Below are 12886 nucleotides of genomic sequence, written 5' to 3' on the forward strand. Positions count from 1 at the left end.
GGAAGCGACCCATTGATGCCACACATTGCATCACCTTGCACCCTGGATGCTTCCACTTGGAATACGCGTCGGCAGCCGCGATATGAACGAATGCGTCGATTTTCGTTACTAACTCTGGATTGTGATTATGGTCCGATCCATGGTGCGGAACGGTGAGTGTGCCGGTGTTTTCCATATGGCTACCGTAGTGTTTCATAAAAGCTGCGGCACGTTTCGTGGCCTTTAGCGCAGCATCGCCCGTGGTGAGTCAACCGATTTCTCGACGCAGTGTCGGTGCATGGAAGTACGAACCGAGACGGGCTTGGTACACCCCTTCTGTTGAGCCGTCGTTAGCCTTAGGCCCCGAGTAGAGACATAGCGAGGTCAAGTTGAAATCGTCCGCGACAGCTTCATATGCCGCAGCTAGGTCGGGCACTCCATTTAGCAGAAGGTCTGCGATATTCGCGGTGTTCCCAAGCCAAGACTTAAGACGCGAAACGGAAATTCCGCGAACCGTTGCTAGTTCACGTAGGAAAAGGAATTTCTTTGACTGGATGGTCGGATCAATGAACGGAGACAGGATCCACTCAAAGCAGCTCTCTCCACCGGCAACCGCGATTGCTAGAGTGTCGTCGACCTCGACAACAGTTGTAACCGCCTCTGTCCCATCAGACTCGATGAACGGCTCCTTACGCTCGTCTCCTGTGCCTCGGCCGATTAGTTTCAAATTAAGGCCCCTGGCGCGTTCGTCTCCCCACACGCGGGGAATGTCCGTTGGCCCGTCCGGAACATCATCATCCCCTCCTGAGCCCGGAGCGCCGCCATCTGATGATCCACGTCTAACAAAGAGAAGCTGTCGCGGCCCCAATCGTCCTAGCGCATTCGCGGGGTTCGCGACAAGTTCACGGAAGAACGGATCGTTGATCGTGGCTGGGTCTTCGTTGGCAGCTCGGGCATACGCAAAAAGGCGGTCTGCGACGTTGATAAGTGGCATCACGATGGTATCGACCGTCAGTCCGTTGGTTTTGTCCAACAGACGTTCGATTCCACTGATGTGGTCGAAGTGGATATGGGAGATGAAAAGCACATCCAGCTCGGCATTCGCGCCCACGGCTTTCAGATATTCGTCGATGCGGGCATTGCGCTGCGTCTCATATTTCTTCATCGCCCCGCAATCATAAACGTACCGCAATTTGCGACCATCCTCAGCTTCCAATTCTGCCGTATGGAAGAAGCCCTGGCCGACGGCGCGCTGGTCGCGCCGGATGATGAATGTCATCATTGTGTCCTTGGGTAGTACCCGCGAATGTGATCCTATACCCAATGCATCCCGCACAGCTTTCATTCAAGCCTGAAAATTTTTGGCACCTGGTCACGAATGACGGCCTTGGCAAAGCCGCGCAGCGGCACAGGTAATCCAAACCAATGACCGCTTTGGGCCGGTCGCGTTCTCGACAGGCTATCTCTTTTCAGGAATCAAAGCCTTCGGCAGGCCCTCACTCCACTTGCGCAGTTCATCCAGGAAACCCAAGGCTGTGCGCCCGAAATCAGTGATTTCGTAAACCACGGTGATCGGGGCGGTTTCACATACCTCACGCCTGACCAGCCCTTGGTCTTCGAGTTGCCGTAAGCGTTCCGTGATCATCTTCTTCGATGCGCCGTCGATCATCCGGGCGAGGTCGTTGAACCGCACCGGCCCATCCTTGACGTGCCAGAGGATGGAGCCGGTCCATTTCCCTCCGATGATCCGCATCCCGCGCTCGATAGCGCAGGGCTCGGTGCAGGCATTGGCCGCGCTCCGTCGACCTGCACCGTCTACTTCGATCTTTGCATCCATCGTTTTGCACTCCGCTGATCCATTTAGGTTTAGGTTACTAAAAGTATACTGGTTGCTTTTGCTTCCCACCAAGGTCATCTCATCCCGGACCCCGCCGAAGTCAAGCGGGCACAGCAACGGAAGAGACGATATGAGCAAGATCCACATCCTGAACGGCGCGCAGCCTTACGAATTTGCCCCCGGTAAACTCAACGAAACGCTGGCGGAGCGCGCCAAGGCGACATTTGAGGGACAGGGGCACGAGATCCGCCTGACCACGGTCGCGGCCGGTTATGACGTTCAGGACGAGGTTGAGACCCATCTTTGGGCGGATGTGGTCCTTTTGCAATTCCCGGTAAACTGGATGGGCGTGCCGTGGTCATTCAAGAAATACATGGATGAGGTCTACACAGTAGGTATGGGCGGGCAGCTCAGCAATGGCGACGGCCGAAGCGCCGCCGCACCGAAAGCGAATTACGGCTTGGGCGGCAAGCTGGCAGGCACGCGCTATATGATCTCGGCCACGCTGAACGCCCCGGCTGAAGCCTTCGGTGACCCGGCTGAGCCGTTCTTCGAGGGCATGTCTCTGGATGATCTCCTCCGCCCGGTCCATCTGAACGCCAGGTTCTTTGGCATGACGCCGCTGCCGACCTTCGGGGCCTTCGACGTGATGAAGAACCCCGACGTGGCCTCCGACCTCGCCCGGTTCGACGCCCATCTTGCCACGACCTTCGGGGAGATCGCCAATGACGCGGCCTGATATCGTCCTCTACACCGCCAACACCATGAACGGTTGGAAGCCCTTGATCTTCCTGCACGAGGCACAGATCGACTACGAGCTGGTGCCGATCGATTTCGGGAAGAAGGAGCAGAAAGCGCCCGATTACATGCTCCTGAATCCAAACGGGCGTATTCCGACCATTGTGGATCGCGGCGCGGATGATTTCGCAGTATTCGAGAGCGGCGCGATCCTGTGGTATCTCGCCGAGAAATACGACCGGTTCCTCAGCCACAACCCCAAGGAGCGCTCGGAAACGCTGCAATGGCTGATGTTCCAGATGGGTGGGATCGGCCCGATGATGGGCCAGGCGATGTTCTTCCAGCGGATCGCCAAGCCGAATGGCGATGAGGTGCCCTACGCCATTCATCGCTACGTGACCGAAAGCAGCCGCCTGTTGGAGGTGCTGGATACGCGGCTCGCAGGGCGCAAGTGGCTGGTAGGAGATGCGATGTCCATTGCGGATATTGCGACTTACCCTTGGGCGCGCAGCTACTTCTGGGCGACTGTGAGCGTCGACGGATTGCTGAACCTTCAAGCGTGGTTCGACCGCATCGACGCCATGCCGCGGGTTCAGGAGGCCCTGCAACTGCCAGAGCCGCGACCGTCTGCTTTCGGTCAGGGCGACACGGATGCAGCGGCCGCGGAGAACGCAGCCAGGTTCCGCTAAACACCTGACGCGCTGTCTCCGGGGTTGGTCCGGCCAGCGCGTTATATTTTCCGGTATTGTATCGGCTCGGATCAATGTCCACTTGAAGGAGCTGCGATGCGGCATCCATGCTGTATTTGAATGTCGGCAATGGGCCGAGGGCGCTGACCTGCTCCCCGGCTTGTCCTCTTTCTGAAGTTAACTCGGGGAGAACACTTTTGGTTAAGCGGATGAGGCATCATATAGACGCTCGCACAAGCGATCACCTCGGGTGGCAGCGATGGCCTGGATGGCTACCAGTGATGCGTAGAGCCATTCGCAGGAGTAGATACCTCTGCCATGCAGTGCGTTGATGATCGAGGTGTCCGCCATGCCCAAGAAATCTACGCCCTTTAGTAAGAAGCGCCGCCAGACCCGCTCTGACCTGGTCGATCTCCAGCCGGACCACAAGCGGGTTCGTGTGCCCGCCGACCTCGAAATAGAAGCGGAGGCGGAAATTCTCGAACTTATCAAAGCTTGGACTGGCTCCTACGTCCAAGCCGTTGCTTGGTATGACACAGAGCCCTTACCATCTTTCGATAACTTGACCGCAGCCGAACTGATGCGCCAAGGGCGAGCAGATGCGGTGAAAGCCTATATCGAGCGGATTGCCGACGGCGGATACGCTTGATGCGCCGCACTTTGAAGGTAAGTCGAGGTCGCTGATGGCGAAGTTCGAAACACCATCCGCCTGGAGTGGCATCCCTACTAAGGGTCCGGGTCTCCCCAATGGGGCGTCCGATGATCCGCGACATGCGTATCGTGGAGGGAAACTTGCTGGGGTTAATCCGCGCCGTGTTTGCAGGAGACTGATTGTCGTTAATTGCGCGGCCATGTCTTCAATTTTCAGAACTGCGTAGAATTTGGCCTCCCCGCTGAACTCTCACGTGAAAACGGCACGCTCTTGCGTGACAAGGTATCCTACAAGCGACCTTCGCACAGGATGCGACGCGTTGCAGAGAAGCTATATGTCGACTGAATAGGTCGCATGATTTCAGCGAACTTGGCGTGTCACTACGTTTCCGCCCCCTTGAGCCAGCCTTTCACAAGTCGGGCGCTGTCAGGTCCAGCTCTGTGCGGGACGAAGGTCCGTTCGAGGGTCTCGTAAACCATGTCGAGTGCATATCCATCGAATATGGAAAAGGTGATCTCGTTGTATTCCGCAATGTCAGGCTTCCTTGAATGACCGGCGGCAGCCAGCAGCTTGGAAAGCCACATCCTCTCAAACGTCGGCGCATCCGAAACCAGATGCTTCCCTGCGACCAGTGTGATGAGTGCGTGCGCAACTTCTTTTGCGGGCGCCGCGGCGGAGAGCGTTTCGAGCGGAATCCTGTGAACCGCGGCGCTGGCGATCGACCAATGGTCCATGCTCCATCCCGCGTCGGGCCGGATAAGAGAGGCCCAGGAACGGAGTTCACCTCTTTCAATCCATGAGATGCCGACCTCTACCGGCCAGCTACCCTCGGACAGGCTCGAAGCCTCAAAGTCGATTACGACGAGGCGTTCGAGGCAGCTCATTGTCTTCTTGTCGCAATTCATTCGGGCAACCTCATGTCCTGGATAGCTGTGACAGACTGGAGTTGCCTGGCTTCTTGTGGGGAGAGATTATCTCACTTCCTTGCCTTCCGCGCGAATGAGTTAGGGCTCTGGTAGCCGAGCAAGGAATGTGACCTGATGGGGGAGAGGTGCACTTGGATGTATCTGGCGACAGCGTTTTCCGCCGGCTGGCGGGATTGCCATGCGACCGGCCAGATCAGCTCCGATTTGATGGTGTTGAAGAACACTTCCACCATCGAGTTTTCGTAGCAGGTCCGACACCCGCTGATTAACTGCCGCGGACTACTTACTCTTGCCGCCTCCAGCTTCTTCGTCCTCTTCGTCTTCCAGTGGTTTACGCCAGTTGTCTGGCACCGGGTAACCCTGAACGATCTGCTCCATATTCCAATGCCTCTGTCACTTGCCCATTGATCATAAAGCGTAACCTGACAGCTTGAGTATACCATTTCGGCGTCAGTCGAGCCACATCGACGTTAAAACCTTGGGAATTCCCGCTTGTGGCGGCCGCCTTTCAGGGTTGACCCGGGGCTTTCAGATAGAATCGTTCAATTCTGCAAATCTGTCGACCGAAAAATCACATAGCCCTATAGGGCTATGTGATTAAAATAGGATATATTCTTGCAAATGGCATTTCTGGATTGTTATTGCCAAAATCAGAAAAAATGGGTAAATTATTGTTTATTTTCTTATACTTACATGATGTTTCGGCGTTGTTACATTTTAGTAGAATTTGTGCCTACGCATTGCCTCATTCGCCTACGAGAACGATTCCCATCAACTGATGGGGCGAAGAAATGTTCGACTACGACGGCAAACACACCGATCCAGCACGCACGATTTACAAGCGAGGGTTGCAAAAGAAGGTTAACCGTCAGACATCCGGCAAAGCGTTCGGGATCGTGGATACGGAGAGTGAACTCGAGTCGATCACCCTGATCGCGGCAGATCTCGATCCCCGGGTGCGCCGCGTCCGTCCGCAGCCATGCACGTTCGATCTCAATACTGGCGACGCCTACCCTTCGAAACAGGCTCTCATGGATGCCGTGCATGGAACCCGCTACAGGCCTTGGTGCTATACACCGGATTTCCTGTTGGAACTCGTCGACGGTTCAAAGGTCTTCGTCGAAAGCAAGCATACCCGGTTCCTCGAGCGGCATCCGACTTTCAGTGCAGTTCCTATCGCGATGGCCGACTACGGTCACCGGTATGCGATAGTCACCGAACGCATGCTGCCGCGACCGCTTCAGCGCAATCTCCGCACTCTGAAAGTGTCGCCGACAGTTCCTCTGAACGCTGACCAGCGCTCTTGGCTGATCGATGACTGCCCGAGCAGTCTTCTTTTTCGAGAAATCGAAGACCTCGGGTTTGGCAGGAACCGCGTCTATACTGCGATCCGCGAAGGCTACTTGGCAGCAAAACTGGATAAGACACCGTTCAATGACCGGACCGTCCTCATGCCTTCGGCGGGGTCAACCGCACATCTTGAGGTGCTTCCGATATGACCGTTGTTCAGAAAGTCGACGGGCGTCATCTGCGATTGGATGGCGAAATCTACAGGGTCATTGGGCGCGTTTCCGGTCGACCTGCTGTCTGCATTGAATTGGGCGGTCATCAGTCAGAGATCACGCTGGAGGAGTTCCATGATGCGATTTCACGTGGTGACGTGTCCGACGGCCAGGAACCTGAATTCGAGGGGCGCGTCCTGGGCCCTGAGGAGAAAGTGGAAGCGGCTTACCGCAAACGCCTCCTCGAGCTTGTGGAGACTTTCCAATCTGAGGGAATGAAATGGCCTGAGGTCATCGAGCAAGCCCAGAAGCAACTAAAACTGGATGAGAGGTTCGCAACTTACGCAGCCAATATGCCCAGTGTCCGCGCGATCCAGACTTTGCGAAAGAGGGTTCATCTGAAAGGTCACATTGGTCTTGTGGACGGACGGTCGGCCAACTCAGGAAACTTTGACCGGCGCCATGATGACCTTTTCGAGGAAATCGTTCTCGACATCATAGAAGAGCATTTCCTGCGATCGGATGCGGTGACCCTCACATTCGTTGCGAATACCGCGCGCGCAAAATACGCCAAGGAGTTCGTCGGCAAAGAAAGCGAGGCTAAGGCGTGCGGACGGAAATCGGTAGAAGCGATCATTCGTGACTACGTTGTTCACGAGGATGCTCTGAAGTCTCGAATGGGAGCGAAAGCTGCTCGTCCGTTGCTTCGACAAGCGGGCAGGTTTCAAAAGATCGACTATGCTTTTGACCGGCTCGAGATCGACTCCACTCAAGCAGATATTTTCGTCGTATACGAAGGCAACCTCGTCCGGCCCTGGGTAACGATCGTGGTCGATGCTGCCACCGGTTTCATCGTCGGTTTGGTGGTATCGCTCGCGCCGCCAACCGGTGCGTCGACCGTAGCCGCGCTATTCGAGGCAATGACAGGGCCTGATAATGCGTTCTTCGACCTGCATGGAATCCAAAATCGCGTTCGAGTGAAAGGGAATCCGCTGACGGTTGTGGCCGATCAGGGGTCGGAGAACGGCGGCGATATCATAAAACGGCTGCTGGAAGTGACAGGGGTCGAGCTCCAGAAAAATACCCCCGGCCATCCGGAGAAAAAGCCGTTTGTGGAGCGCGCAATGCGAACATTGAAGACTTACGTGACCCAGTTGGATGGGACAACACAGACGCAGCTGATGCCCGCCCAGACACGAACGGCAAAGGCTATAAATGAGGCGTGCCTGACCTTCGAAGAGTTCGCGACCATGCTTCAGCGCTGGCGCTTCGATATATATGGCAGGCTGCCCCGGCGCAGCGTGCAGTCTCCACTCCGGCGCTCGGAGTCGCCGACTGAAAGCTGGAAGCGACTTCTGACCTTGGCACATGTGCCCGAGCCGCTGAGCCGGAACGAGCTCATCCAAATGTTCTACTGCATTCGCGAAAAGCGTTGCCTGTTCCATTACGGCATTGAGGTGGGCCGCGTGCAATACTGGTCGTGGGACCTGGCACAGATTCACCGCAACAATCCGAATACAGTCCAGCTGGAAGTCTGGACGAACCCCGGGGACATTCGAACGGTGATCGTGGTGCATCCCGATACGGGCAAGGCCATTACGGTCCCTTGCAAGGACCCCGAAATGCCACCCCTCACATCGGCGGAACGAGATCGCATTCTGGCGGCGAACCGCCGAAAGCCTGAGGACTACTTCTCCGCGCATGAAGCGCTGGCAGCACTTGTGGGGGGCCTGCACCACGCCCCCCGCAAGAAGAAGTCGAAGATGGCAAAGGCTGGCGAAGAGGCGCGGCGGGTCCACAGGGACAAAGAAATCGTCCGGAAAAGCTCAACGCGTGTGGTGCAGGACAAGCCCATCGAACCGGCGGTGGCGATGCTGCCGGTCCAGATCCCCACAAAACGCAACAAAATAACAATGCGAGGCTGATAAATATGCTCGAAGCACCGTTGAAGAACCTTCGAATTTCCCATGCACGGTATGATGCCGCGATGTCTGCGCTGCGGGACGCGATCAATCTCGCAGGCGCTCAGGGGACGTGCATTCCGTTGCTTGGACCGACGCGGGTAGGCAAAACGGATCTGATCGAAGCGATCTGCAATGAGCTGGTCACCGAAAGCGCCGGTCCGGGTTACATGTTGCCGACGCCGGATCTGATCCAAGGATTCATCCGCCCAAAACCCAATGACGCAGAAATCTATGCGGCCATCACTAGAGCGATGGGCGCGCGGGTCGCTCCGAACACCAAGCTGGCGGTGCTTCAGGATCGGGTCCAGGAGCTCATTTATCAGCGCGGTATCAAATTTATCGTCCTCGACGAATGCAGCCATTGTGCCGAACCCGGCGCAAACCTCACCAGAAGGGCCGCAGCGGATCACATCAAGACGGTCATTGATCAATCCGGAGCCGTCGTGATCCTGGCGGGCTTGCCCAAATTCGAGAGACTCATCGATCAGAATGAACAGCTTTCGGCGCGTTCGATGGCATCAATCTATATGCTGCCTTACCGGTGGTCAGACCAAGAGGACCGGCAAGAATTCGTCGCCGTGACCCACTCGATATTCGACCATCTGGAGGACGTGGGTATCGAGCTGGAATTCGATCCTCTCGATATGACGCGGCGTCTCTATGCCGCGACCGGGGGGCGGGTTGGATTGGTCGTAGAGCTGATCGAAGCGGCCCTGAAGGGCCGTCTCACGTTGGAAGTGTTGTCGCGTCAGGACCTGCAAAAGGGAGCGTCCACGCGCCTCCAAACGTCTTCCGATATGCCGGCGATTTTCGCGCCCGAGGTGCCACAGGACACCGTCCTCGCGAGATCTTATGCCATGGTCATGCGGGACGCAGGGCTTCGCTTGCCCAATCCGAACTCCGCCAATGAACTGCATGCATTCCAGCAGGCCGAAGACGAGGTCACGGCGGCATGATCCCCCAGCGCGACGAAAGCCTCCTCGGATACCTGAAGCGGCACTCCGACGCCGAAGGATATCCGGATCTCGGTGGGTTTCTCTCCGACATTGGCTATTCCTACGGGCGGCCATTGGTGGAGAACGCAGAAAATCTGGCCGTGGCGCTGGGGGTAGAGTTCCCGCTTCTCGAACCGCTCCTCCCGCGTAGTCGCGCAACGGAGCCGGCCTTGGACTGGCGGTTTCATCGCATGTACGCGGACCCGGTCTGTCCGGCGTGTCTCGCCGCAGGTCTTCCTCGACGTAGAGAATGGCGGCACGCGCTTGTTTCCGCATGCGCTGTGCATGGCATAGAACTGCTCGGGACCTGCCACGGCTGCGAGTCCCCGCTGGGGTTGGCGAACGACGGACATGCGAGCTGCATTTGCGGAGCGCACTACGCTGACGCTCCACAGATCCCCGCGACTGTCGGCGCAGTCGAGATTTCTCGTGCTATCGCGGGACTCCCCGCAAATATCGTCGGTTTCGACCTGGAGGGCGGCTCTGACCGATCTGTAGCACGGACGGTGTGGTTCCTGGCTTCGGCGATGCGGTCCACGCGAACCGGGAAGCCGGGAAAAGACGGCATTCCAAAAACCTTAGCGGAAGCCCGCGCGATGATCAGACCAGTCGAACCGCTGCTGATTGACTGGCCGACAGCTTTCGACCGGCATGTGCAACATCTCTGGAACTCTCCAGAAGCGGACGGACAAACGGCCGCTGCGCGTCTGGGAGCATGGTATCAAGGACTGATGAAGCAAACCGGACCGGTCGCGAATGGGCTTCAGAAGCGGTGCCTCCATATAGCGGCGACCATCTGCGGGGATGCGTATGGGTTGGCGGGCCACGGTGACGAAACCGCGTGGGTAAGTGCGGCCGAAGGAGCAAGGATGTTGGGAATCCGGGCGGAAAGGATTGTCGATGCAGTCAGGACCGGCGTGATGAACGGGCGGCTGGCAAGGTCCGGTGCCGGGCACCAACACACCATTGTCGCGCGCTCAGATGTTGAGACCACGCGCATCCTGCGGGCGACGATGCTCGACAAGAAGCAGGCTCGCGAGCTTCTGGGGGTAAGTCGACAGCAGTTCGAGTTGCTACTTGAGGCGAGTGTCGTGGCACCGGTTCATGTCGATGTTCGTCATCCTTGCGTCAACGGGAGCTTCGATCGGGACGAACTGACAAGGACGGTCACCATAATCCGAAAGAACCTGGCTCCGACCGGTGGCATTGAAGAACCCACGCTTGCGTTTCGCGACCTTTCGCTACGAAGGACCACTGAAAAGAAGGCACTTCTGGCGGTGTTCCGGGCGATCAAATCAGGGACCATCCAAGCGCGCAACTTCGGCAGCGAACAGCGTCTTGGGGATGCGCTGTTTTCCGAAGAGGAGATCTCAAACATTTTGGCCGCACATGGCGCGCCGAGCGCAATGACGGCCGGAGAAGTTGCGAAGATAACGGGCTGGAAGGCGGAAAGTGTCACACATTGGTGCGCAGAGGGGCTACTTGTGTCCACTCGGGGCCGCGTAGGCGGGGCTGAGGCTTGGCTCATCGCCACAAGTGACCTCGCTCACTTTCAGCAGAAATACCTCGTGCTCGCGGATGTCGCGGAGCAGTGCCAAACGACTTCTCGGGCACTGATCTCGCGGCTTGCAGGTCAAGGTATTTCAACGGTCGGTGCGAAACCCGTCGGAAAAACGGCGAGAGGTCATCTTCTCCCCGTCGCGCATGTTGCGCATCTCTTGCAGCTAAGCGAAAGGCTGGAACATGCCGCAGGATAAAGGTCATTCGAGTCCCGAGTTATCGATCGAAGAGCAAATGGCGCGGACAACCCAAGCGGCCGCTCAGCTTCGGGTGGATGTCGTCGCTGTGCTCAGCTGGTATGATGTCGAGCACCCCGGCATGGTTGAACGGGTAGAGATCCAGCGACACTATTCGTGCGACGATTACGACATCGCGCATGTTGAACCTTTTTGCGAAGCCCAAGAGATCCGGAGGGAGGCCCGCCAAGACCTGGAGAAGGCCCTGACTGCGCTGGGCTGGCGCATCTATCCGGAGGGCAAAGATGTCCGCGGCTTCTTCGCTTCCCTGGATTCTATTTCTGCGCACAAGCGATTGTCGGAGGCTCGGCGCGTCCGAATGGCTCTGACTGCGAGTGGCGTCGAGCGATCCTCGGACAACGAGTAAGCCGGTTTCATCGAAGAGCGAAGATGCGACCCGGGAGCACTTGCTTCCGGTTTAGTCGCGCGCGGTTTTGTATCGACCGCATCAATCCCTACATCTTAGAAAATGACCGAACTCCGGCGATATGGGCGTAGTCCCGTGCGGAGACCGAAGACTCGAGCGCGCCCTGCCATAGCTTGCAGGGAGGCCTCCGAGTTGCTATACATTCCAGTAACTTAGGTTCGTCCGAATCCGGATGGCTGACCGCGCAAGGTTATGAGCCAAACGCGCACGATTATGCGCGAATGCCGCGCAAACCTTCGAGCGAATAGCGTCAGATTTCTCGTTTGAGATCAGTGAGCAGCGCGCACGCTTATGCGCAATCCTACAGTGTGAGCGATACCTGAACCGCGACTCCTATTGCCTGCGAGGGTAGGGGCGGCGTCCGGTCTCCTCCATCATTTTCTCGCGGAAGACCTCGGCCGGGGTCTTCCAGCCGAGACATTTTCGGGGCGTATTGTTCAGCTGATCGCAGAGCGTCTTCAGCTCGTGGTCCTCCATCTTGTTGATGTCGCGTTTGCGGGGCAGCCACCGGCGGACGCGCCGGTTGGTGTTTTCCACTGTGCCCTTTTGCCAGGGCGAGGACGGATCACAAAACCACGTTTGGGTCCCGATCTCGGCCTGCAGATGCGGCCAGCTGACGAACTCGGTGCCGCGGTCGAAGGTGATCGATTTGCGCGCCAGATGGGGCAAGTCCTTCACCGCGCTCATGATCTTCCCCATGACAGGTCTCGTTCGCTTGCTCGGGTTTTTCAGAAGCACCGTGAACCGACTGACACGCTCGACAAGCGACGTGACATTGGTTTGCCCAAGGTCCTGTTTGAACAACATCAAATCGCCTTCCCAATGCCCAAACTGACGGCGATGCGCGACATCGTCAGGCCGGAACAGGATGCTAACATTGCGGTCGAACTTGGGCTTCTGGCGCTTTCTGGCACGGCGCGGCCGACGGGCCTTGCGATGTTCGGGCAGATACCACCACAGTTCCTGCGACATGCCTTCCTTAGAGTAGATATAGCGATAGATCGTCTCTTGGCAGACCCGCTTCCTCGCACGCTCGAAGATCATTCGGTTGCCGATCTGCTCAGGCGTCCATCCAAGTTTGATGCGCGCCACGACAGCCTCGCACAGCTCCGGGTGTCGGATCAGCTTTCTCTGCACGGATCGTCGCTTCTGCGTCCGCAACTGGGCCGCATGGCCGAAATACCCGGCGTATTTCTTCGGAAAGGCATCGTCGGCCCAGAAGTTACGCTTGATCTCTCGTTGAATGGTCGACTTATGGCGTTTCAGAACCCGCGCCATCTCCCGTGATCAGCCCCACCTGAGTGGTCCAGTTGTAGTGTTAGTGCATGACCGGCTTTCGGTCCATCGGGACGATGGTTTCGGGAACCGGAGGGCGATAGTC

At 57.3% G+C, this 12886-nt stretch carries 11 protein-coding genes and 1 pseudogene; 8 read left to right on the top strand and 4 right to left on the bottom strand.

The annotated features are described in order from the left end of the window. Positions 1-247 precede the first annotated feature (247 nt). Both IEV87_RS19390 and IEV87_RS19395 read right to left on the bottom strand, forming a co-directional pair. Positions 248-1258 (bottom strand): MBL fold metallo-hydrolase, encoded by a 1011-nt coding sequence (locus IEV87_RS19390; RefSeq protein ID WP_188479461.1) that lies wholly within the window; start codon positions 1256-1258, stop codon positions 248-250. Between the two features lie 180 nt (positions 1259-1438). After that, on the bottom strand, positions 1439-1816 hold the full coding sequence (locus IEV87_RS19395) for a winged helix-turn-helix transcriptional regulator (RefSeq protein WP_188479462.1): 378 nt from the start codon (positions 1814-1816) through the stop codon (positions 1439-1441). 130 nt (positions 1817-1946) lie between these two features. Between IEV87_RS19395 and IEV87_RS19400 the strand changes: the two genes are divergently transcribed. The 3 genes from IEV87_RS19400 to IEV87_RS19410 all read left to right on the top strand — a co-directional run bounded on the left by IEV87_RS19400 (position 1947) and on the right by IEV87_RS19410 (position 3892). Next, a complete protein-coding gene (locus IEV87_RS19400; protein ID WP_188479463.1) occupies positions 1947-2555 on the top strand; it encodes an NAD(P)H-dependent oxidoreductase in 609 nt (202 codons plus the stop codon). After that, positions 2542-3243, top strand: coding sequence for a glutathione S-transferase family protein (locus tag IEV87_RS19405; RefSeq protein WP_188479464.1), 702 nt, complete (start codon positions 2542-2544; stop codon positions 3241-3243). The genes IEV87_RS19400 and IEV87_RS19405 overlap by 14 nt, the downstream gene beginning before the upstream one ends. Positions 3244-3592: 349 nt before the next feature. Continuing rightward, entirely contained in the window at positions 3593-3892 is a 300-nt protein-coding gene (locus IEV87_RS19410) for an antitoxin Xre/MbcA/ParS toxin-binding domain-containing protein (protein WP_188479465.1), read from the top strand. A gap of 383 nt (positions 3893-4275) precedes the next feature. Here IEV87_RS19410 and IEV87_RS19415 read toward each other — a convergent pair whose 3' ends face one another. Continuing rightward, complete coding sequence (locus tag IEV87_RS19415; protein WP_229737708.1) at positions 4276-4800, bottom strand: 3'-5' exonuclease; 525 nt, start codon at positions 4798-4800, stop codon at positions 4276-4278. A gap of 812 nt (positions 4801-5612) precedes the next feature. Here IEV87_RS19415 and IEV87_RS19420 point away from each other — a divergent pair. Genes IEV87_RS19420 through IEV87_RS19440 form a run of 5 tightly spaced genes read left to right on the top strand, consistent with a single transcriptional unit; the run spans position 5613 to position 11445 of the window. Next, positions 5613-6320: a TnsA endonuclease N-terminal domain-containing protein gene (locus IEV87_RS19420; protein WP_188479466.1), complete on the top strand. Its 708-nt coding sequence runs from the start codon at positions 5613-5615 to the stop codon at positions 6318-6320. Then, complete coding sequence (locus IEV87_RS19425) at positions 6317-8248, top strand: DDE-type integrase/transposase/recombinase (RefSeq protein ID WP_188479467.1); 1932 nt, start codon at positions 6317-6319, stop codon at positions 8246-8248. The genes IEV87_RS19420 and IEV87_RS19425 overlap by 4 nt, the downstream gene beginning before the upstream one ends. Positions 8249-8253: 5 nt before the next feature. Continuing rightward, entirely contained in the window at positions 8254-9243 is a 990-nt protein-coding gene (locus IEV87_RS19430; RefSeq protein WP_188479468.1) for a TniB family NTP-binding protein, read from the top strand. Then, on the top strand, positions 9240-11039 hold the full coding sequence (locus tag IEV87_RS19435; protein WP_188479469.1) for a TniQ family protein: 1800 nt from the start codon (positions 9240-9242) through the stop codon (positions 11037-11039). Before IEV87_RS19430 ends, IEV87_RS19435 begins: the two co-directional genes overlap by 4 nt. Then, positions 11026-11445, top strand: a complete 420-nt coding sequence (locus tag IEV87_RS19440; protein ID WP_188479470.1) for a hypothetical protein — start codon at positions 11026-11028, stop codon at positions 11443-11445. The genes IEV87_RS19435 and IEV87_RS19440 overlap by 14 nt, the downstream gene beginning before the upstream one ends. Positions 11446-11838: 393 nt before the next feature. Here the strand turns inward: IEV87_RS19440 and IEV87_RS19445 are convergent. After that, a pseudogene (locus IEV87_RS19445) lies at positions 11839-12786 on the bottom strand (IS30 family transposase); the annotation flags it as partial. Positions 12787-12886: the final 100 nt, after the last annotated feature.

The sequence above is a fragment of the Primorskyibacter flagellatus genome, from assembly GCF_014638275.1.
GTDB classification, from domain to species: Bacteria; Pseudomonadota; Alphaproteobacteria; order Rhodobacterales; family Rhodobacteraceae; genus Pseudooceanicola; species Pseudooceanicola flagellatus_A.